This window comes from Qipengyuania polymorpha (assembly GCF_019711435.1).
GTDB lineage: Bacteria > Pseudomonadota > Alphaproteobacteria > Sphingomonadales > Sphingomonadaceae > Qipengyuania > Qipengyuania polymorpha.
The window spans coordinates 34,987-55,196 of the sequence record NZ_JAIGNK010000001.1 but is presented as its reverse complement, the minus strand read 5'-3'; the positions used below and the strand labels follow the sequence as shown (position 1 = coordinate 55,196).

19 protein-coding genes and 1 tRNA gene are annotated in these 20,210 nt (G+C 58.9%); 6 read left to right on the top strand and 14 right to left on the bottom strand.

Features of this window, described 5'->3' with window-relative positions; translation table 11 throughout:
* The first annotated feature begins 143 nt into the window (after positions 1-143).
* Positions 144-1,907 (top strand): amidohydrolase, encoded by a 1,764-nt coding sequence (locus tag K3152_RS00275; RefSeq protein ID WP_221572118.1) that lies wholly within the window; start codon positions 144-146, stop codon positions 1,905-1,907.
* 74 nt (positions 1,908-1,981) lie between these two features.
* On the opposite strand, the gene K3152_RS00270 is transcribed toward K3152_RS00275, so the two are convergent.
* The 5 genes from K3152_RS00270 to recR all read right to left on the bottom strand — a co-directional run bounded on the left by K3152_RS00270 (position 1,982) and on the right by recR (position 5,840).
* Positions 1,982-2,488 carry a hypothetical protein gene (locus tag K3152_RS00270; protein ID WP_221572117.1) on the bottom strand — a complete coding sequence of 169 codons (507 nt, stop codon included), beginning with the start codon at positions 2,486-2,488 and terminating at the stop codon, positions 1,982-1,984.
* Positions 2,489-2,494: 6 nt separating this feature from the next.
* Positions 2,495-2,800, bottom strand: coding sequence for a PilZ domain-containing protein (locus K3152_RS00265; RefSeq protein ID WP_221572116.1), 306 nt, complete (start codon positions 2,798-2,800; stop codon positions 2,495-2,497).
* Between the two features lie 111 nt (positions 2,801-2,911).
* Positions 2,912-4,246 carry a DNA recombination protein RmuC gene (locus K3152_RS00260; protein ID WP_221572115.1) on the bottom strand — a complete coding sequence of 445 codons (1,335 nt, stop codon included), beginning with the start codon at positions 4,244-4,246 and terminating at the stop codon, positions 2,912-2,914.
* Between the two features lie 367 nt (positions 4,247-4,613).
* Positions 4,614-5,180 carry a peptide deformylase gene (locus K3152_RS00255; protein ID WP_221572114.1) on the bottom strand — a complete coding sequence of 189 codons (567 nt, stop codon included), beginning with the start codon at positions 5,178-5,180 and terminating at the stop codon, positions 4,614-4,616.
* A gap of 63 nt (positions 5,181-5,243) precedes the next feature.
* Positions 5,244-5,840 (bottom strand): recombination mediator RecR, encoded by a 597-nt coding sequence (recR, locus tag K3152_RS00250; protein WP_221572113.1) that lies wholly within the window; start codon positions 5,838-5,840, stop codon positions 5,244-5,246.
* A gap of 53 nt (positions 5,841-5,893) precedes the next feature.
* Between recR and fmt the strand changes: the two genes are divergently transcribed.
* The 3 genes from fmt to K3152_RS00235 all read left to right on the top strand — a co-directional run bounded on the left by fmt (position 5,894) and on the right by K3152_RS00235 (position 8,741).
* Complete coding sequence (gene fmt, locus K3152_RS00245) at positions 5,894-6,802, top strand: methionyl-tRNA formyltransferase (protein WP_221572112.1); 909 nt, start codon at positions 5,894-5,896, stop codon at positions 6,800-6,802.
* Complete coding sequence (truA, locus tag K3152_RS00240) at positions 6,799-7,548, top strand: tRNA pseudouridine(38-40) synthase TruA (protein ID WP_221572111.1); 750 nt, start codon at positions 6,799-6,801, stop codon at positions 7,546-7,548. Before fmt ends, truA begins: the two co-directional genes overlap by 4 nt.
* Positions 7,549-7,631: 83 nt before the next feature.
* Positions 7,632-8,741 (top strand): zinc-binding dehydrogenase, encoded by a 1,110-nt coding sequence (locus K3152_RS00235; RefSeq protein ID WP_221572110.1) that lies wholly within the window; start codon positions 7,632-7,634, stop codon positions 8,739-8,741.
* A 1-nt stretch (position 8,742) separates the two neighbouring features.
* Here K3152_RS00235 and K3152_RS00230 read toward each other — a convergent pair whose 3' ends face one another.
* Positions 8,743-9,720 carry an asparaginase gene (locus K3152_RS00230; RefSeq protein ID WP_221572109.1) on the bottom strand — a complete coding sequence of 326 codons (978 nt, stop codon included), beginning with the start codon at positions 9,718-9,720 and terminating at the stop codon, positions 8,743-8,745.
* A gap of 69 nt (positions 9,721-9,789) precedes the next feature.
* On the opposite strand from K3152_RS00230, the gene K3152_RS00225 reads away from it, so the two are divergent.
* Positions 9,790-9,865, top strand: a tRNA-Val gene (locus K3152_RS00225).
* 192 nt (positions 9,866-10,057) lie between these two features.
* Here K3152_RS00225 and mauJ read toward each other — a convergent pair.
* The 8 genes from mauJ to K3152_RS00185 all read right to left on the bottom strand — a co-directional run bounded on the left by mauJ (position 10,058) and on the right by K3152_RS00185 (position 19,713).
* Entirely contained in the window at positions 10,058-11,398 is a 1,341-nt protein-coding gene (gene mauJ / locus K3152_RS00220) for a methylamine utilization protein MauJ (RefSeq protein ID WP_221572108.1), read from the bottom strand.
* Positions 11,307-11,918, bottom strand: coding sequence for a recombinase family protein (locus tag K3152_RS00215; protein WP_221572107.1), 612 nt, complete (start codon positions 11,916-11,918; stop codon positions 11,307-11,309). The genes mauJ and K3152_RS00215 overlap by 92 nt, the downstream gene beginning before the upstream one ends.
* Before the next feature lie 127 nt (positions 11,919-12,045).
* Positions 12,046-12,786, bottom strand: coding sequence for a GIY-YIG nuclease family protein (locus tag K3152_RS00210; RefSeq protein ID WP_221572106.1), 741 nt, complete (start codon positions 12,784-12,786; stop codon positions 12,046-12,048).
* Between the two features lie 173 nt (positions 12,787-12,959).
* Positions 12,960-13,673, bottom strand: a complete 714-nt coding sequence (locus tag K3152_RS00205) for a hypothetical protein (RefSeq protein WP_221572105.1) — start codon at positions 13,671-13,673, stop codon at positions 12,960-12,962.
* Positions 13,674-13,731: 58 nt separating this feature from the next.
* Positions 13,732-16,083, bottom strand: a complete 2,352-nt coding sequence (gene hsdR / locus K3152_RS00200; RefSeq protein ID WP_221572104.1) for an EcoAI/FtnUII family type I restriction enzme subunit R — start codon at positions 16,081-16,083, stop codon at positions 13,732-13,734.
* On the bottom strand, positions 16,080-17,174 hold the full coding sequence (locus K3152_RS00195; RefSeq protein ID WP_221572103.1) for a restriction endonuclease subunit S: 1,095 nt from the start codon (positions 17,172-17,174) through the stop codon (positions 16,080-16,082). Before K3152_RS00195 ends, hsdR begins: the two co-directional genes overlap by 4 nt.
* Positions 17,174-18,628 carry a class I SAM-dependent DNA methyltransferase gene (locus K3152_RS00190; RefSeq protein ID WP_221572102.1) on the bottom strand — a complete coding sequence of 485 codons (1,455 nt, stop codon included), beginning with the start codon at positions 18,626-18,628 and terminating at the stop codon, positions 17,174-17,176. The genes K3152_RS00195 and K3152_RS00190 overlap by 1 nt, the downstream gene beginning before the upstream one ends.
* A gap of 248 nt (positions 18,629-18,876) precedes the next feature.
* Positions 18,877-19,713 (bottom strand): hypothetical protein, encoded by an 837-nt coding sequence (locus tag K3152_RS00185; RefSeq protein WP_221572101.1) that lies wholly within the window; start codon positions 19,711-19,713, stop codon positions 18,877-18,879.
* Between the two features lie 83 nt (positions 19,714-19,796).
* On the opposite strand from K3152_RS00185, the gene K3152_RS14225 reads away from it, so the two are divergent.
* Positions 19,797-20,060 carry a helix-turn-helix domain-containing protein gene (locus tag K3152_RS14225; protein ID WP_345719741.1) on the top strand — a complete coding sequence of 88 codons (264 nt, stop codon included), beginning with the start codon at positions 19,797-19,799 and terminating at the stop codon, positions 20,058-20,060.
* The last annotated feature ends 150 nt before the right edge of the window (positions 20,061-20,210 follow it).

The window sequence follows — 20,210 nt, the reverse complement described above, 5'->3', positions numbered from 1 at the left end:
CCACTCGCAACGATGACTGGACGCACCTCCTGCCTCGCCGCGCAATCAGCTGGCGATGCAATCCTCACCAGGCCGCCATGACCGCTTGATTAAACGCACAAGCCTTGCTTCTCTCGATCCGGAATGAGCGAGAGGGGAAGAGAGTGGAAGCAGTAATCGGCGCGCGGACAGGACTGGCTGTCCTAGGAGCACTTTTCCTCGCGGCCTGCACCAGTGTTACCGGGCCAGCTGCGCCCGCAGACGCCGCCGACACCATCCTCCTCAACGCACGCGTCTATACGCTCGACTGGGGCGAGCCCGATCGCGAAGGCAATCCTGCCGAGGATGCCCCGTGGAGTGCGGCAGGCTGGCAACCAGATGCCGAGGCTGTCGCTCTCGATGATGGCAATATCGTTTTCGTCGGCACCTCGGATGAAGCGCTCGCCCTGCGCGGGCCGGGTACGCGGGTTATCGACCTCGATGGCGCTACGGTTATTCCGGGCCTCGTGGAATCGCACACGCATGTCGTCGAACTCGGCGGCAAGCTGGATGCGGTCGATCTGACCGACGTCGGAACCGAAGCCGAAGCGGTCGCCCTGGTGGCAGCACGAGCGGCGGATACTCCCGAGGGCGAATGGATTTTCGGGGCCGGCTGGGACGAAGGCGCATGGGCCAATCGCTATCCCGACAAGGTGGCGCTTTCCGCTGCCGTGCCCGACCATCCGGTAGTCCTGAGGAGCCTCCACGGCTTCGGACTATGGGTGAACGAGGCAGCGCTCGAAGCGGCGGGCATCACTGCGGACAGCGTAATTCCGGCAGGTGGCGAGATGCGGTTGGGCGAGGACGGCGCACCCTCGGGCCTGTTCCTCAACCGCGCCACGACCATGCTCGATGCGGCCATCCCCGCCCCCTCGCCCGAGGCGCTGCAGCGCCAGACATTGAAGGGGCTGCAGCAGATGGCGCGCGATGGCTATGTCGCGCTGCACGAGGCAGGGGCCGACAGTCATGCCATGCAGGCGTTCGAGGCGCTGGAAGCGCAAGGCCGCCTCCCCGTGCGTGTCTACGCCATGCTTTCCTTGCGCGACGAACCCTTGATGCGGAAGTGGATCGCGCGCGGGCCCGACAGCGACAGCGACAGCATGCTCGTGACGCGCAGCGTGAAGGCCTATTACGACGGCGCGCTGGGTTCGCGGGGCGCGCGGCTACTGGAAGACTATGCCGACCGGCCCGGCCACCGCGGGGTGAGCGGCGAAGGCTACGGCTTCGACCGCGACTTGAACGCAGCGGCCATCCGCGCGGGCTTTCAGGTGGGCATCCATGCCATTGGCGACGCGGGCAACCGCGAGGCACTCGACATCCTCGAAGCGGCCTTCGCGGCCACGCCGGGCGCGCAGGCCAACCGCCACCGGATAGAGCACGCGCAGGTCATTGCGCCGTCCGATTTCGCGCGCTTCGCCGCGCTCGGCATCATCGCCTCGATGGAGCCGCCGCATGCGGTGGAGGACAAGGCCTGGGCCGAGGACCGGCTTGGTCCCGAGCGCATCGAAGGCGCCTATGCCTGGCGCACCCTGCGACGTGCAGGCGTGTCGCTAGTCTTCAACGCCGACGGGCCGGGTTCGGACCAAAGCATCTTCTACGGCCTCCACGCCGCCATCACCCGCCGCGACAAGGACCTCCAGCCCGAGGGGGGCTGGTATGCGCAAGAAGCCGTCACAATCGAGGAAGCCGTCCGCGCCTACACAAGCTGGGCCGCCTATGCGAGCTTCCGCGAGGGTCGGACGGGCATCATCGCGCCGGGCCGATGGGCGGACCTGACGGTGATCAATATCGACCCATTCGTGCTGACCAAGGAGGACCCTGCCGCCATTCTTGACGGGGAAATCCTAATGACTATCGTGGGCGGGAAAGTGGTGTTCGAGCGCGACTAGCTGTTCGCCAGCACCCCAAGGCCTTGAAATTCAGTGGTCCACAAGTCGTGGACCGGGACTGTTTTTCGGAGCGGCTAGCTTGAACGCGTTTCCGGCAAATCGGACCATTCAAGCCGGATTTTGCCGTTTTTGGCTTTGGGCAAACGCTTTCGCTCAATCATTCTCCACGCAAGTTCGAAATCAGGGCTAACCTTGACCACGAATACCTTGTTGAAGTTGCCCTTCGTATTCAGCTCCACGAAATCGTGCTTTTTGAACGGAGTGATCGTCTTGACTTCGATATGGTCATTTCCGAGCCGCCCATCCGCACCGGGAGCGCATAGCTTGTTGAGCTTGAGGCCAATCGTAATCGCGGCGAACAATTCACCAATGACCCCGTATAGAGGGAGGTGCTGACCGGTCAGATGGAAGTAATGCTCCGCCGTACCCAAGAGGTCTTCGAAGATGGGGACGAGAGAACGGTCGGCATTAGGATATTTGGCGCCCCATTCCTTGTAAGCTATTTGCTGATTGATCTCGGTCCACGATACCCATTCGCCATCGTCCCAGATCGCGTTTTCCGGTCCAAGATAATCTTGCATAAGAAGTTAAGCGGCCTTTTCGTTCGTCCCGCCAGCAGCGATGATGTGATCGAGGACCGAAGGGTAGAGCGGCTGGTCGAATTCCACGCCGATCTCTCGCTTGGCGACCCACTTCACGCGCGCGGCAATGGGACCGATGTCGCCGATACGGATGGTTATGTCATCGCCCGCTTCGATGCGTCCGACGAGGTCGGAGAACTGGCAGCCGTATTCGGACAGGTCCTTAATCGCCACATTGTAGCGCACGCCGGTGCCCTTCCGGTAACGACCGGGGACCGAAATCGAATAGCGCTGTTCCCGTCTCAAATCCATTCGCCTGCCCCTAGCATTGAAGGCGTTTATACGGCGACCCGAATTATTCTTATTGCGACTGGTTAACACCTTAAGGGGGATTCGTTTACAATTGGCTAAACGCCCCCGCGATTACTCCGCAGCTTCGCTTTCTGCAGGGCTAGCATCTTGTATCATCGGCGTTTCTTCGGCTTCGGAAAAATTTGCAAGCGCGCGTGGTGTGTGTCCTATCGGCAGTGCCTCTGTGAGATCTTGCGCGCTGGTGTCCACGTTCAGTTCTTCAAACCTTTCACCGGTTCGGCGCAGATTGGTATCGAAACTGCCCACCAGTTTGTCAAAATGCTGGTTGGCCGAATGCAGGCTCTTGCGCATGGCGCCCATATGGCCCGCAACCACCCCAAGTCTATCGTAAAGCTCCTTGCCGAGCTTGGCGATTTCCTTGGCATCAGCCTGCACCCCGGCCTGCCTCCAGACGGTCGAAACAGTTAAGGCAATCGACATGAAGTTGAGCGGGCTGGAAAGGACGATTTGCCGCTTGAGCGCGTAGTCGAGCAAGCCGCTATCCTGTGTCAGTGCGGCATAAAGCACGTGCTCGCCGGGAACGAACATTACGACGAAGTCGGCCGAGCCGTCGACGTGGTCCTGGTATCGCTTGGCCGAGAGTTCATCGACATGAACGCGCAGTTCGCGCGCGTGTGTTTTCAGAAGCTCCTGACGTTCTTCCTCGCTCTCGGCCTCGTTGGCCCGTCGATAGGTGTTGAAGACGTTCTTTACGTCAACGACGAGCCGCCGATTGCCCGGGATATTGATGACTGCGTCCGGGCGCAGGAGATTGCCATTTTCGTCACGAACGGTGGTCTGGAAGTTGAAATCGGCCTTGTCATAGAGGCCACAGCTTTCAAGCAGGTTCTCAAGCTGTAGTTCACCCCAGTCACCGCGCGCTTTCGTGGCACCTTGCAAGGTGGTTGTGATGCGATTGGCCCCGTCGATCACGCGTTGCTGCCCTTCGCGCACCTGCCCGATAACACCCTTCAACTGCTCGAAGTCGCTCGTCCGACTCTTTTCCAGTTCCTCCACGCGCTTGCGATATCGTTCCAGTGTTTCGCCGACCGGGCCGACCTTTTTCTCCAGTTCGGCGAGGCTTTCCTTGTTCAGGGACGCAAGATTCGATTGCGCGTCCTCGAGGAACTTCTCGCGCGCACCTTTCAGCATCTTTTCGCTGATTTCACCGAATTTGGCCTGCAGCTTCTCTTCAGCGTCCTGTAACCGCTTCAGTTCGCGGGCGAACTGGGCTTCGCGCTCAGCATACCGCTCTTCCAGCGCTTTCTCCCGTGCTTCGGCAGAACTTTCCAGCGAAGCGAGCCTGCTCGCCAGACCTTCGCGTTCCTTTCGCACTTCCTCCAATTGCTCCGACAGTTTGTCCGATCGCCCGGCCCGCTCCGACATGGTCGCAAGGTCGCGGGTCATCTCTTTCAACCTGTCCTCGCCCGCGCGCGCCTCTGCCTCGCGCTCCCCGTGACGCGCCTTCCATTCGGCCACGGGACGCGAGCCGAGAAACCACCCGAGCGCGAGGCCCGCAACAAGTGCGACGATTGCAATGACAGCCAATTCCATGCGTCCAGACTATGCGGAACACATGTGGAACACCAGCCCTTTCCTACAGCTTTCCACCAAGATAGGTTCGCATCGGTTCTTTCTTATCGTCAGTCGCGCGAAAACCCCGTGCCGCCCCACAAGAAACGCGGATGCGGCATGTACTTCATCAACTTGCGCACGAAAAAGGCGACCCGCTTATCGCGAATCGCCTTTTCGAATGTCCGGATTGTTGGGAAGCTTACGCCGCCTCGCGCAGTTTCTTCAGCTTCTTCAACGCCATGCTGCGCTTCAGGCGCGAGAGGTGGTCGATGAAGAGGATGCCTTCGAGATGGTCCATCTCGTGCTGGATGCAGGTGGCCATAAGCCCGTCGAGGTCTTCTTCGTGCGTCTCGCCCTCGAGGTCTTGGTAGCGCACGCGGCAGGTGGCCGGGCGGTCGACATCGGCGAAGATGTCGGGGACCGAGAGGCAGCCTTCCTGGTACGTCGCCAGCTCTTCCGCCGGATCGAGGATTTCGGGGTTCACGAAGACCCGCGGTTCCTTTTTCGTCGGGTAGTGGACGTGCTCGTGCCCGCCGTGGTTGCAGACCTCGCCTTCGGCGTCCTCGTCCTCGGGCTGGAGGTCGATCACCAGCACGCGCTTGGGCACGCCGACCTGGATCGCCGCAAGCCCGATGCCGGGCGCGTCATACATGGTTTCGAACATGTCGGAGACGAGTTCACGCAGTTCGTCGTCGAACTCCGTCACGGGCTCGGACACGACCTTGAGCCGGGGATCCGGCACTTCGAGAATTTCACGGATAGCCATGGGGGGTCAGATAAGCGCCGAAGCCGCGTTTTTCAATCGAAATGGGGCGGTCAGAGTTATCGGTTAGCCGAGGGGCCTGCGGGCTCGCAAAGCCTGCGCCAGAGTGCCCTCGTCGAGATAATCCAGTTCGCCGCCCACCGGCAGGCCGTGCGCGAGCTGGGTGATGCGGACGGGGAAGCCCTCCAGACGCTCGGCAAGGTAATGCGCGGTGGTCTGCCCTTCGAGCGTGGCGTTCATGGCGAGGACGACCTCATCGACGCCGCCTTCTTCGACGCGGGAGAGCAAGCTGGCGATGTTGAGATCCTCGGGCCTTATGCCGTCCAATGCCGACAGCTTGCCGCCGAGCACGTGATACTTGCCGGTGAACAGCTTGGCCCGGTCGAGCGCCCAGAGGTCAGCCACGTCCTCGACCACGCACAACCCCTTGCCGTCGCGGCGCGGGTCGGCGCAAATGCCGCAGGGGCTGGTGGTGTCGACATTGCCGCAAGTGTCGCATTCGACCAACGCCTCGCCCACGGTGGCGAGTGCCTCCAGCAGGGCGGGCAGCGCGCTCTCGCGGCGCTTCACCAGCCACAGCACCGCCCGCCGCGCACTGCGCGGGCCGAGGCCGGGGAGGCGCGCGAGGGCCGATGCCAGGGTTTCAATTTCTTGCGATGCCATGCCCTCACAGATAGGGGCCATGGCGCGAACACGAAAGGTCACGAAGCAAGGTCATGCGCATAATCTTCATGGGAAGCCCGGAATTCGCCGTGCCGACGCTGCAGGCGCTGGTCGATGCCGCGCATGAGGTAGTGTGCGTCTACACCCAGCCGCCCCGCCCCGGAGGCCGCCGCGGCAAGGAACTGACCAAGACCGCGGTGCACGAACGCGCCGAACGGCTGGGTATCGAGGTGCGGCATCCCACTTCGCTCAAATCGGCAGAGGAGCAGGAAAACTTCGCCGCGCTAGGTGCCGATATCGCGGTGGTGGCGGCCTATGGCCTCATCCTGCCGCAGGCCATTCTCGATGCGCCGAAGCACGGATGCCTCAATGTCCACGCCTCGCTGCTGCCCGACTGGCGCGGGGCGGCGCCGATACACCGCTCCATCATGGCGGGCGACGAGGTCACCGGCGTCACCATCATGCAGATGGAAGCAGGGCTCGACACCGGCCCCATGCTCGCCACCGTGCGCACGCCGGTCGAAGACAAGACCACGGGCGAACTGACCGAGGAGCTGGCCGAGCTTGGCGCGCAGCTGATGATCGGCACGCTCATCGATTTAGAAGCGCTCCACGCGGTCGAGCAGGAACATGAGGCGGCGACCTATGCGAAGAAAATCGACAAGGCCGAGGCGCGCATCGACTGGTCGCGGCCTGCGGAAGAGGTGGTGCGCCACATCCACGGCCTCTCGCCCTTCCCGGGCGCATGGTCCGAACTGGGCGGCGCGCGGGTAAAATTCCTCCGCGCCGAAGTGGTCGAAGGTTCGGGAGAGGCTGGCGCGGTGCTGGACGACGACCTCGCCATCGCCTGCGGTGAAGGCGCCATTCGTCCCGTCCGCCTCCAGCGCGCAGGCAAGCCCGCGATGGACCGGAGCGAGTTCCTGCGCGGGAACACAGTCGAGAAGAGCGCGCGTTTCTCGTGACCCGCTTCGCGCTCACCATTGAATTCGACGGGACGCCCTTCGTCGGCCTGCAGCGGCAGGACAACGGGCCGAGCGTCCAGCAATCGCTCGAGGACGCCGCCTTTCGCGTGACCGGAGAGGAAGTGCGGCTCTTCAGTGCGGGGCGTACCGATACCGGCGTCCATGCGCTCGCCATGCGCAGCCACATGGATATCGAGAAGGGTATTGCGCCCTTCCGCCTGATGGAGGCCCTGAATGCGCAGGTTCGCCCCGACCCGATCGCGGTCACCCATTGCGAGGTCGTTCCCGACGACTGGCATGCGCGCTTTTCCTGCACGGGGCGCTCCTACGTTTACCGCATCGCCAACCGCCGCGCGCCGCTGACGCTGGAGCGCAACCGGCTGTGGCAAGTCCCGCAAGAACTGGACCACGAAGCCATGGACCGCGCCGCCAAGGCGCTGGTGGGGCTGCATGATTTCACCACCTTCCGCTCGGTCCAGTGCCAGTCGCAAAGCCCCGTGAAGACGCTGGACCGGCTCGATGTCGAGCGCGAAGGCGACGAGGTGCGCATCCACGCCGCCGCGCGCAGTTTCCTGCATCACCAGGTCCGCTCGATGGTCGGCTGCCTCGCGCTGGTCGGCATGGGGCGCTGGCGAGAAGAGCAGCTGGCCGAGGCGCTTGAAGCGAAGGACCGGCAGGCTCTCGGCCTCAACGCCCCGCCGCACGGTCTCTATTTCGTCGATGCGACCTATCCGGACGATGCCTGACGTAACGGCACCCTAGCCAAGCCCTTGATCGAGGCGTAGCGAGGCCCACAAACAGGTTTCGTAAAGCAACGAAAGGGAATTGGATGACCACCGGCAAACAGCTTTTCACTACGCTGGCCAGCGATGGCACGCTTACGCTCGAACTGGAGGACGTCACCTTCCCCGAGCCGACCGGCAACCAGGTGCTGGTCAAGATGGAGGCCGCGCCCATCAACCCCTCCGACCTCGCCATCCTGACCGGCGCGGCGGATTTCGAGAATGCGGAATATTCGCCCGGCAAGGTCGTCGCCAAGATGCCCGAGCCGTTCAATTCGGGCAGCAAGGCGCGTCACGGGCAGAAGCTTCCCGCCGGTAACGAAGGCGCAGGCACGGTCGTCGCCACGGGTGACAGCGATATGGCTAAGGCGCTGATGGGCCAGCGCGTCGCCTGCGTGCCGGGCAATGCCTTCAGCCAGTATGCCATTGCGGATGCGGCCATGTGCCTGCCGCTGGGCGACCACAGCGCGGAAACCGGGGCCTCGAGCTTCGTCAATCCGATGACTGCGCTAGGCTTTGTCGAGAACGCCAAGATGGACGGCCAGAAGGCCATCCTCCACACCGTTGGCGCATCGAACCTCGGCCAGATGCTCAACCGCATTTGCCTCGAAGACGGGATGGACCTCGTCAATATCGTGCGCAAGGATGACCAGGCCGAGCTGCTCAAGTCGCAGGGCGCTAAGCATGTCGTGAATTCGTCGGACGATGATTTCATGGACCAGCTGCGCAGCGCAATCGACACGACCGACGCCTTCTACGGCTTCGACCCCATCGGCGGCGGCCAGATGGTCGACAGTTGCTTCAAGGCGATGGAGCAGGTCGCCGTGTCGAAAATGACCGAATATTCGCGCTATGGTTCGAACCAGGCGAAGCGCATGTTTATCTATGGCCGCCTCGATTTCGGGCCGACCGTGCTGACACCTGCCTATGGTTTTGGCTGGACGCTATCGGGCTGGCTCCTGACGCCGTTCCTGCAGAATGCGGGCATGGAGACGGTGATGCGGATGAGGAAACGCGTGCTCGACAATCTCTCCACCACCTTTGCCAGCAGCTACAAGACCAAGGTCGATTTGGAAGGCATGCTGACCAAGGATGCCATTCTCGATTATCGCCAGATGAAGACGGGCGAGAAATACCTCGTCACGCCGCACGGCTGAACTAGCGGCCGTCGAATGACCTCTGGATGGCGGCGGGGTCGGCAACCCCGCCTGCCAGCAGCAATTGCAGGAGTATCCGCGCCTTTTGCGGATTGAGCGCGCGGGCGGCGACGAAGCGGTTGACCTCGTCCTCGCCCTCGCGGTCGACCAGCCCCTCGTCGGCGCGGCTGGCGCGGACCACGGGAATGCCGCCCAGCGCCATCAGCGCCAGTTCCTGCCGCACGCGCTCGGGCATATTGCCCTCGCCCACGCCCGCGACGACGATACCACGCGTTTCCTCGCCGACCAGCCGGAGCAATTCCTCGGCGCATAGCCCAGCGTGGACGTAGAGGATGACCACCTCGGGCAAGTCGTCCGACCACACGAAGGCCGGCGCAGCGTCCAGCCGCCAGGGCGCGCCGAACCATTCAAGGCTGGATGGCGTCACGAGACCCACGGACTCGCGCGGGAAGCCGCGGAAAGCCTCGGTCCCGCGGGTACGGACCTTGCGCACGTCGCGCGCGGCGAATACGCGGTCGCCCATCACCACCAGCGTCCCGCGCCCGGCAGCTTCCGGATCGCTGGCCACGCGCACGGCATTGGCGAAATTTCTGAGGCCGTCATAGCCTACCGCATCGGCGGGACGCATCGCACCGACCACCACCACCGGCTTGTCGGCAGGCAGCGTCAGGTCGAGCAGGAAGGCGGTTTCTTCGAGCGTATCGGTGCCGTGGGTAACGATGACGCCGTGGCAGTCCTCCTGCCCCAACGCTTCAAGGATGGCGGGGTGAAGCGCATTCCAGACCGTGGGGCTCATATCCGCCGAATCGATGTTGGCGATTTGCCTGCCCGAAAGCTCTGCCTCGAGGCCCAGTCCGCCGACTTTTTCGAGGTAGTCCTCGATGGAAATCTCGCCTGCGGAATATTCGGGCGCAATGGCAGAGCCCGCGATACCTGCGATTGTGCCGCCCGTGGCGAGGACTGTGAGCTTTTTCGTCATGGCTGCGCACTAGCGGCAATTGATTTATGTGTCAGCCGCGCTATGTGGCGCTTCACCCGATGCTGGTCGGGGCGATTAGCTCAGTTGGTAGAGCATCTCGTTTACACCGAGAGGGTCGGCGGTTCGAACCCGTCATCGCCCACCAGTTTTTCAAGGACTTACGTGAGAGATCGTATTTCCCGCCCTCTTCTAGCAGGCCAATAGCAAGCCTTCTGAAGTCCGGATTTGCTTCTCCAGCGGTCAAGGTACTCTGAGGGTTTTGGGGGTCCCCCAACCGGATTACTCCAAATGGAACCATTGGAAATTGGGTGCAGCCTTGCGACACCACGTAGGGGGGCTACTTCAAGAGCCGCCCGACAATCTCTTCGTCCCAGCGATCCAACTCCGCTTTCGCGCCGTCCGGATTAAACATCATATTGACGGGGAGATATGCATCGCTTTTGGCGATTAGCTCGCCCTCCATGGCATCCCAGATTTGCAGCGCGCCGTTACAGTATAGCGCATGCAGAAACTGGGCCAATTGCTTCCCCACCCGTGCGGCATCCGCAGAGCCATCATCAAGTAGCTGAATGCCAGTTTCATGCGCGATGACCTGCCGTTCGTTGGCAAAATCCAAAAGAAGGTTGATTGCTGCGAACCCATCAGGACTTTTGTAGCTTACCTCAGCTTTCCTTTCATGGACGCTACATCCGGTGGGAAGCATGCCCTCTAAGCAGTCGAATGGCTCCGACAGCCGAAACCTCACGTTGATCATGGGAAGATCGACAGTCGCATCTTCTGGAATCGCATTCCCATCGCGAATGTCCTTCAATAGCTCCTCTCCGAAAATCCTCTTCCAGCCACGCAGTTCGTACAGGTGTTCTCGGAATATCGTTCTGCGTGTTTGGATGCCAAAAACGGTTTCAATCGCTTGTACGGCCAACTCCTCCATGATCGGCAATTCGCGCGAAAGTCGGAGATAGTCCTCCGGATCATCGGGGTTCGCAACCACCTCGCCGCCCGCATGCGCGACCGCGCATCGTCCCGAATCGTAGAGGTGCGCTCCTATTGGCCCTTCGATTCTCTCACGCAGTTCAGATAGAGCTTGGTTTGCACGATGCTCATCCAGCCGCCCTATCTGATCTTCAACCCATTCCCCGCGTCGCCGCCCATTAGGTACGGCTCGCTCTACAACTCGAAAGAAAGACAGGAATGAATATGCCGGGTGTCTGAGGCCTCTGCCCTCACGCATCAAAGCAAGTGCAAGCTTCGCATTGGGGTCTTCGACATTTGGCATCTCGGTCAGATCGAATGGGTCGCGTTGATACTCTCGCGGAGGCCGCTCAATTCCGTAGATCGGAAAAAGTGGGCTACCACCGCCAGCGCCAACGATAGTAGCTCCCGCACCTTGCATCCACGAAAGGACGCTCAAAGCGCGATAAAGGACTGCATAGGCCTCATTTCGATCTTGCGGGCCGTCACGCATTGCTAGGCCAGGATATGCATTTTCAGTTATAGGAATGAGCCAAATCGGAAATCCTTCAAACTCAAACGATTGCGCAGATGTTGGCCACGCCATCCTCGGATCGATATTGATAAGTTTCCAACTACCGGCTTGCAGGAGTTCCGGATTTTCTTCCCGAATTTCCTGAAGCGTTTTGAACGGGTTCGTCATTCTTTGCGAGGTACCGATATACACTCGCACGGCCAATCCCTAGACGCGTCGCGATATCAACAGGCCGGACCCCTTTAGCGTGAAGTCGGCGTACTTCTTCTCCATCAATCGATTGTTTTCGGCCTCGGTAGACGCCTGCGGCCTTCGCTTTCGCGATACCTTCCATCTGCCGCTCTTTGCGAATGTCCGCCTCGAATGCCGCGACAGCCCCAAGAATCGCCATCATCAGCCGTCCGGTAGAGCTGTCGGTATCCACGCCGCTCTGTTGCAAGCAGCGGAAGGCCACCCCCTTGCTTTGCAGCCGCTCAATGATGGCGAACAGATCGCCCACCGAGCGAGCCAATCGGTCGAGACGAGTAACAACTAAGGTGTCACCCTCCCGGACATAACCCAATGCATCTTCGAGCTGCTGCCTGCCTTTCGCAGTTAAGCCTGATCGCTTCTCAGCAAATATCTTGTCGCAACCAGCGTCGGATAACGCTGCCTCTTGAATTTCGAGGCTCTGCCCTACCGAGCTTACTCGTGCGTAACCAACCAACGCCATGCGATACTCCGTCTCAATAGGGTCTAGACCTAGGTGGAATGGCAGAGGTTTGCATTGTGGTCAACCCTAATGAGACGCTAAAGGTGTCTCACAGATGCGTCTCGCTTGGGTTTACCCCAATGATGCGCTATTGGTTGTGGGCCAACTTCTTGGTGAGGGCGTGCCACACGCTGATGACGCGTTTCCTATCGCCAGCGGGTACTACCAATACTTCCGCGTTTTCCGGGCTGCGGTACTCACTGAAGCGTGCAAGGAACTGTTGTTCCATGCGATATGCTTCCCTCGCAGTGTCCCACAGAAAAGCTTCGCAAGTGACGTAACAGAAGCCCCCCTTGTTTGGCAGCGCGTAGCGATTGAAGGTACGCCGCCGCTTTTCAAAGTCGAATGCCCAACCGACCTTGAATAGCTTGTCACGGGGACCATCGACGTATGATCCATTTCGTCGTTGTTCGAAGCTTTGTACCTCGAACAAATATGTCCATGCAGGGGCGTGCCGCACGTGCATGACACCAGCTCGCATTGTGTGTGAAGGTGCTGGACCATTACGAAATTTGAAGCCCGTTTCTCGCTCTATGCGTCGCCTGGTTCGAACGGAAGGCTGCAAAACCTCTACTTCAACCCACGCCAAGTTTAAAACTTGGACGGCTTCATTTTCCGTCAGCTCCACAATGCCAGATGCCGCATCCATATTGAATTTTTGACTACTGATAGTGCGAAGTTTGACGGGTTCCGGTTCGTCAAGTGTCCACGCTCGTGTGATGAGCAGGGAGTAGGGCCACTTGTAGTTCCCATCAGCATCCATATCCTGATGTCTGGGGCTGAGCGGGAAATCAAGCGTCTGGACCGGGATTTTGGTCGGCTCCATCATGCCGAGAATAATGCCACGCTCATGATGGGCCGTAGGTTCCTTTAGAGTTCCTACCAATATGACCCGGTCGCCATCAGCGAGGTCCCGCACCGCTTTGTTTCTCCAGCCTCTGTCACCGAATTGGAGCGGCCCTGTTGGGGTATCGAAGCCCCATACCTTAGTAAGAAAAACTCTCAGCTCTTTGCCCCCGCGTCTGGAACTATCAGCAATCGAGCATCCATCGTTTCCATCACAGCAAACGCTGCTTCCGAAAACAGCCTGAAGGGGCTTGCCTCTTTGATTTGCTTTCGGCGTCTTATGCCAATTTCGCTATCCAGCAGTCCGCGAAGTGCTTCCACATTTGCCTCCAAAGTATTCGATTCCTGCTGAAGAAAGGATAGGTGTTTGTGCAGGTCAATTTGCCCTTTCTCGAGCTTCGTCGGCATCTTCGAAAACATCCAACCATAGGACCCGTGTTCCTCAAAGCTGATCCAGTGCTGTTCGGCGTCGGTAGGTTGAGGAATATCGAGTGGTGCGAAGGCGGCAGTTCTATCCGAGATTAAAGTGCCTGACCTGTACGCGCTGACCACTGCACTTCGTGACCTCGCGCGGCTCGTCACGTAAAAGACCTCGAATCCTTCGTGTTGTCTCGCTCGTAGCTGGCGATGCTGATCGTAATTTCGATTTTTCCTAAGGTGCATCCGATATGACGGCTTGATTAAGATCGCCGGAGCGTCGCGGTGCTGCGTGAGGACGAATGAACGCTTAAGCTGGATTAGAAGCAGGCGGCCGTTCGCAAGCGTTGCTTCTACGTCATAACCCCTGTCTGCTTCATCTTGTTGCGAAATGAAGTTTGGTGGCTGAGGAAACGCGCCATGACCGCAATAGAGCCGCTCGTATTCGCTCAAGAACGCATATCCGAAAGTCAATTCGGAGAAATTTGGCCAAGGCATAATTACGGGGTCCTTAGGGTTTATTGCTCTGCGGGTCGTACAGCCCTCGCTGAAACCCGACGAAGTTTTGCCGGATGTCCTTCACGTTGCCGAGGCTCGATGCAGCATCGTGGGTGCTGCCGTACTTTAGCGTCAGCAGCCCCTTTAGGTTGTCGGTGTCAAGCTGATCCACGCCTTCCTCGACGTAGTGTGACAGCACGAAATCGAGGAATTCTCGCGTTTTCTCATCGTATTGCGAGAGTATGCCGCTGCGTCGTTGCTCTACTCGCTCGGCTCTGGGAGTGGGCGTACGGGCGTATGCAATATAGGCAAGGACGTCGAACAAGTCGCTGTCCTCGCCTTTGGTCAGCTTTCGAATTTCATCGAGCTGCTCGCCAGCGAAACCACGCTCGGCGAGGCCATTTAGCAATCCTCTCCTGGTAGCAGGATCGCTCCAGATTTCGCGTAGTTCGGCTTCGTCGCGGAACAGGTCGGGTAGTTGGCCGAACAGGCTTTCGACGAACTGGGCAACCGACATCGGCTTGCCATCCGGCCCCATGAACATGGTAGACTCGATGTGCTGGAAGGTTCGCTCCTTCCCATCGGCCAGCTTGATTTTCAGCTTTTTCGGACGCTCCCGACCGCCGCCATCTCCTCCACCAGTGCCAGGATCGCCTTCGCCGCCGTCGCCCTTTTCGCCGCCTTTCGAGCCGCCACCCTCATCAGGCTCAAGCGGATCGCCATCCCATTCCGGGTCCTGGAAGTGATGATGCGCCTTTACGAAATCGTGGACGGTGAAGTAGTCTTTGCCGTCATACATGCGGGTGCCACGCCCGATGATCTGCTTGAATTCGATCATGGAGTTGATGGGCCGTAGCAGCACGATGTGACGCACATTTCTCGCATCCACGCCGGTCGATAGCTTTTGCGAGGTCGTCAGGACGGTGGGGATGGTCTTCTCGTTGTCCTGGAACTGGCGAAGGTAATGCTCGCCTACAGCACCATCATTGGCCGTCACGCGGACGCAGTAATTGGGGTCGCTGCTCTGCTTGTTCTGGTTGATGATGTCGCGGATAATCGCGGCGTGATCCTGGGTTGCACAGAAGACGAGCGTCTTCTCCTTCGGCGCGATTTTGGCCATGAACGTCTTGACGCGATACTCCTCGCGCTGGCGGATTTCGATCCGGCGATTGAAGTCCTTTTCCTCGTAGCGTCGTCCCTCTTCGACTTCGCCTTCCAGCACCGCATCGTCGGGCGTGTAGACATATTCGTCGATGGTTGTGGCGAGCTGCAGCACCTTGAAGGGCGTGAGGAACCCGTCGTTGATGCCTTCCTTCAGCGAGTAAACGTAGCGCGGCTCGCCGAAGTAGCGGTAGGTATCGACATTGTTGTCACGCTTTGGTGTCGCAGTCAGGCCGATCTGAACAGCGGGGCTGAAATGCTCCAGGATTTCTCGCCACGTGCTTTCGTCATTCGCGCCGCCACGGTGGCACTCGTCGATGATGATGCAGTCGAAGAAGTCGGGCGGGTACTCTCCAAAATAGGGCTGCGGCTCGCCTTCATCATCGGTGCCGGACATGAAGGTCTGGAAGATCGTGAAGAAGATGCTGGCGTTCTTCGGCACCTTTCCCCTCTTCCGAATGTCGGCAGGCTCGACGCGGGCCAGGGCGTCTTCAGGAAAAGCAGAGAAGCTGTTGTAAGCCTGATCCGCGAGGATATTGCGGTCGGCCAGGAAAAGTACCCTGGGGCGGTGTGTAGGCTCTCCTGAAGCCTGCCAGTCCCGCAAGTTCCAGCGGGCATGGAACAGCTTCCAGGCGATCTGGAAGGCTATGGCGGTCTTCCCAGTCCCGGTCGCCAGAGTGAGCAGGATGCGGCTGTCGCCCTTCGCGATGGCATCCAGCGCCGCCTCGATAGCGTTGTCCTGATAGTAGCGCGGCTCGAATGTGCCTCCACGCGTATTGTAGGGGACATCAGCAAAGCGACCGCGCCAGACATTCTCTTCGGCGAAGGTCGCGTCCCATAGCTCCTGCGGTGTAGGGTATCGATCGACATAGCCTTCCTCGCCCGTCACCATGTCGATGCGGTAAATGCCCTTGCCGTTGGTCGAATAGGCGAAACGGGTCTTCAGCTTCTCGGCATAGATTTTGGCTTGGCCCACGCCTTCTGTGTCGCCTGCATCCTTCCGCTTAGCCTCCATGACGGCGAGCTTGCGGTTGCGATAGGTGAAAACATAATCAGCCGTGCTAGGCTCCCCACGCTTGCTCTTGCTTAGTATCCGTCCTGGGCAAATCTGTTCGCGCCGAACGCGGCTTTCCGCGACCTCGCCCCAACCAGCCAGCTTGAGGGCAGGGTCGATCAGCTCCGCGCGTGTTTCGGCTTCATTCATGCGGCTGCGGCCCGCTCAATGTTTGTCAGCTCGCCGGAAAATGCTTTGGTGAGGAATGTTCGTTTCAAGTTCGAGAGTGAATCTGCCTTTGCCGTATAGATCGACACAAGTTCTTCAACGTATCCGGCCAGTTCCGACAATCGCTCCACAATGTCGCGTTGTTCGTCCAGATCAGGCAGGGGTATCGGAATCAGATTGAGCTGCTTCTGGTTGAGCTTCGGTTGCGCCATCCCGCTGACATACGGCTCAAGGCTGATCCCGTTTAGATATGCCTCGACGAACTTCTGCGTTTCCATATGTTCGAAACGCAGAACATGGGCGTGATTGTTTACCCAGCTTTTCCCGGAAATTGAGAATGCAATCGGATAGGTCCGGGCCAACAGGTTTGCGCCATCTTCCGAGACAAGTAGCAAATCTTCGTCGAAAATGTGGTCGCGAACAGAATCCACCTGCCCAGAAGCGCCGTAATATGGGATTGAGCCTGCCTGTCGATCCTTCTTGGTTATTGGCTGACGCAGTCGATCCAGATTTGTCGCGATGTCGCCAAGTTCGCGCCTTGGCCAATTTTCATCGTTCATGCAGGCAGAACGAAAGGCATCAAACAATTCCCGCGCGTTCGCCAGGTTCTTTTCCGCATTCGCGGTGGCGGTGGCAATGCCAGCGAACGCTTCATCCAAAGTCGCTACGATCCGACGCTGTTCAGCGAGAGGCGGAATAGGAATTTGAACGGCGCTGAGAGATTTTCGTGTGATCTGGGGTTGTGCGACACCCGTAATCACGTTTGCAAGGATCGAAGGATCAGCAAGGAAATGTCGAAGAAAATCCCGGTCTAATCGATCGTCGAGGGGCTTCAGCACCATAGCGTTGCCAGTTATCCAGGCTTCGCCTTCAGTCACGTTGACGACTCCGCACGAGCCGCGACAACCAATGACTAATTCTGGTTCGGTATGGTTGGCACTGTGGTACCTGCCAATTATCCCATTTGCCCCGTAAACAGGATAAGTACCTTCGGGGTCCATCTCCTTCCTGCCAATCGTTTTCGGCTGATAGGCTTTGCATAGGGAAAGTAGCGGTGCCGTGTCCCAAACCATCAGAGCATCGCCTCAATTTCCGCTAGAATCTCGGTCGCTTCGGCATCAAATGCCTTCATCTCGGCTATGATTTCATCTGGCGACCGAAGCGGCTCTTCTTCCGGCGCATTCGGATTGCGAACCGACAAGTCATAGGTGCCGAAATCGACACCATCCACCGCAAGCGACCAGCTTTTCTCGCTATCCGCAAAACTCTTCTGAAGCCTTACGAAGTCGGCCAGATCATTGTCGTTCAGCGGGTTTGTCTTGCCCATGTTCCGGCCCGGATCGAGCTTGTAGTACCAGATATTCCGCGTGGGCTGGCCCTTCTCGAAGAACAGCACCACTGTTCTCACGCCCGCCCCCAGGAAGGTGCCGCCCGGCATGTCCAGCACCGTATGCAGGTTGCAGCTTTCTAGCAGCTCTTTGCGCAGCGCCACAGTGGCGTTGTCGGTGTTAGAGAGGAAGGTGTTTTTGATGACGATAGCGGCACGGCCGCCCGCTTTCAGCGTCCGCATGAAATGCTGGAGGAAGAGGGATGCCGTCTCGCTGGTCTTGATCGGGAAGTTCTGCTGAACCTCCTTCCGCTCCTTTCCGCCAAACGGTGGATTGGCCAGCACGATATCGAACTTATCTTTCTCCTGAAGGTCCATCACGTTTTCGGTCAACGTGTTGGTGTGGATTAGGTTCGGCGCTTCGATACCATGCAGGATCAGATTCATCGTCGCGATGACGTAGGCGAGGCTCTTCTTTTCCTTGCCGTAGAACGTGCGTTCCTGGAGCGTACGATACTCAATGGTGCTGAGGCCATGCTTGCCTCGCATATGATCGTAGGCTTCGCACAGAAAGCCACCAGAGCCACAGGCGCCATCATAGATGGTTTCGCCCACCTGCGGGTTGATAACCTGGATCATGGCGCGAATGAGGGGGCGGGGCGTGTAGTACTCGCCGCCGTTCCGTCCGGCATTGCCCATGTTTTTGATCTTGGCTTCGTAGAGGTGCGAAAGCTCGTGCTTCTGGTCTTGCGAGCGGAAGGACAGCCCGTCGATCAGCTCAAGCGCGTCGCGCAGCGAATAGCCGCTGGTAAACTTATTTTTGATTTCGCCGAAAATCTCGCCGATCTTGTACTCGATAGTGTCCGGGCTATCGGCCCGCGCCTTGAAGCCCTGTAGGTAGGGAAACAGCTCACGGTTGACGTAGTCGATCAGGTCGTCGCCGATCAGCGCGCCGTCATGATCGTACTGGCCCTTCGCGTCTTTAGGCGCGGCCCAGGTGGACCAGCGATGCTCCTTGTCGAGGATCGGCGTGTAGGCCTTGCCATCCAGCTCCGCCTCCAACTCGCGGGCGGATTCTAGGTCGTCGAGGTACTTCAGGAACAGCATCCAGGATGTCTGTTCGGTATAGTCCAGCTCAGTCGTGCAGCCTGCCTCTTTCCAGAGGACGTCATCGATATTGCGGAATGTCTGCTCGAACATGAGCGACGAATCTCCCTCCAAATTCAAACACCTTCCCTAGCGCGGGATGCCTGCAATCCAAATAGGGGAGGGTTCCCCTATCAGATCCCTATTGGGCAGCGGGGAATGGGGTGTTTTCCCTATCGTTTGGATCGCAGCCATGGGGTCTAATCGGTAGATGTATCCACGATTTTCGCCGTTTCGGGTTGGGAAAATTGACGCGACCGAGGAGTGATTGAACTTCTGGGGCGGCCGAAAAAGAAAGCCGGTTAGCGGCGAAAATCGTAGAGCGAATTTAGAAAGCTTTCGAGAGTGTCGTCGTCGCGGAGATAGACGAAGAGGTCCGGATCATGCTCAAGATCGGTTGGTGGAATGCCTCCTAACGGGAAAGCGATCATTTCGTGAAGCACATCGCTTCCAGCGACTAGGGCTTCACCGACGCAAGTCAGGTCGTTTGTATTGACGGCCCAGTCGTTCTGTTCAACCTCGCGAAGAAGGTACCGCGCTTGGTCCTCATCCTCATTGGCGACCAGTCGGTTGATGCGGCGTGCTAGAGCATTCTCATAGGTCGCGCGGGTCAACTGTCCCACCGGCTTCTTCCGCAATTCGATTGCTGCGGTCACGCCACGAGGCGACCAGGCAAAGCCTTCTGGTTGATCTGGTTCGGGGTCCGGCAAAGGATAATCAAGGTCAGCAACAAACTGCTGGATCGGCATCTCAAGCGCTGCGCGGTAGGAATAATGCGACGAATTCGGAGTTTGCTGCCTCGCGACGGAAAATCCTCCCCGCTTCGCTTCCTGAAGAGCGATCTCTTCGACCCGCGATAAGGCTGCAGCCTTCTCACCACCAATTAAGAAAACTGCCACGCCGAGTGATCCGAAGATAATCGTCGCAGAATAATCCTGATTGCCACCATCAAGCCACTGGATCAGCGCCACAACAAACACGAAGGCAATGCCGAGGATTGCCAGATCGCGCGTCAGCCTCGCCTGATTCCTCAATTGTAGCGTACGTCGCAGTAGCTCTTCGAGCGTTTTGGCTCTGCGGTTGTTCTCTGCTTCCGCACCAAGGGAATACGCTGGATTTTCTTTTACTCTTGGCTGCATCCGACCCTCCATCATGCAGCTCGTTTCACACGGTTTTTGTGTAAGCCGCAAGAGGACCGACACACCGCCCGCATCGAACACGGGTGGCAAGGTTGGCCAAAGGTTTTCACGACGACAGATACAGGGTGTTGATCGCTGACCTCGTGTCAGAACGTAAGGCACGCGGCTGGTCACAACGCGAATTGGCCGAGTGTATTGGCAGACACCAACAGTTCGTATCTCGCTATGAGACCGGCGAACGACGGCTGGACGTCATCGAGTATTTCGACATCTGCTTCCGGATAGGTTTTGACCCAATGGGGATCGTCTACCACGCAATGGGTCGTTCGATGGATCATCTCCGATAGCAATCTCAGGCGCAGCGCTTCATAACGAATAAGAACATCGCAACAGCAATGGCACCCGGCGCGCCTCGCTCGTGGAGCAAGGCACGGCGGGACCATTGCCACCGCTTCGCGGTGGAATAATAGGGTTTATTGGTAGGGTTGGCGGTACCT

Excerpts from the sequence above, each read along its gene's own strand:
- K3152_RS00270 (WP_221572117.1), bottom strand. The coding sequence starts at position 2,488 with ATGCAAGATTATCTTGGACCGGAAAACGCGATCTGGGACGATGGCGAA.
- K3152_RS00265 (WP_221572116.1), bottom strand. The coding sequence starts at position 2,800 with ATGGATTTGAGACGGGAACAGCGCTATTCGATTTCGGTCCCCGGTCGT.
- K3152_RS00260 (WP_221572115.1), bottom strand. The coding sequence starts at position 4,246 with ATGACCCGCGACCTTGCGACCATGTCGGAGCGGGCCGGGCGATCGGAC.
- K3152_RS00255 (WP_221572114.1), bottom strand. The coding sequence starts at position 5,180 with ATGGCTATCCGTGAAATTCTCGAAGTGCCGGATCCCCGGCTCAAGGTC.
- recR (WP_221572113.1), bottom strand. The coding sequence starts at position 5,840 with ATGGCATCGCAAGAAATTGAAACCCTGGCATCGGCCCTCGCGCGCCTC.
- fmt (WP_221572112.1), top strand. The coding sequence starts at position 5,894 with ATGCGCATAATCTTCATGGGAAGCCCGGAATTCGCCGTGCCGACGCTG.
- K3152_RS00235 (WP_221572110.1), top strand. The coding sequence starts at position 7,632 with ATGACCACCGGCAAACAGCTTTTCACTACGCTGGCCAGCGATGGCACG.
- K3152_RS00230 (WP_221572109.1), bottom strand. The coding sequence starts at position 9,720 with ATGACGAAAAAGCTCACAGTCCTCGCCACGGGCGGCACAATCGCAGGT.
- K3152_RS00215 (WP_221572107.1), bottom strand. The coding sequence starts at position 11,918 with ATGGCGTTGGTTGGTTACGCACGAGTAAGCTCGGTAGGGCAGAGCCTC.
- K3152_RS00210 (WP_221572106.1), bottom strand. The coding sequence starts at position 12,786 with ATGATGGAGCCGACCAAAATCCCGGTCCAGACGCTTGATTTCCCGCTC.
- hsdR (WP_221572104.1), bottom strand. The coding sequence starts at position 16,083 with ATGAATGAAGCCGAAACACGCGCGGAGCTGATCGACCCTGCCCTCAAG.
- K3152_RS00195 (WP_221572103.1), bottom strand. The coding sequence starts at position 17,174 with ATGGTTTGGGACACGGCACCGCTACTTTCCCTATGCAAAGCCTATCAG.
- K3152_RS00190 (WP_221572102.1), bottom strand. The coding sequence starts at position 18,628 with ATGTTCGAGCAGACATTCCGCAATATCGATGACGTCCTCTGGAAAGAG.
- K3152_RS00185 (WP_221572101.1), bottom strand. The coding sequence starts at position 19,713 with ATGCAGCCAAGAGTAAAAGAAAATCCAGCGTATTCCCTTGGTGCGGAA.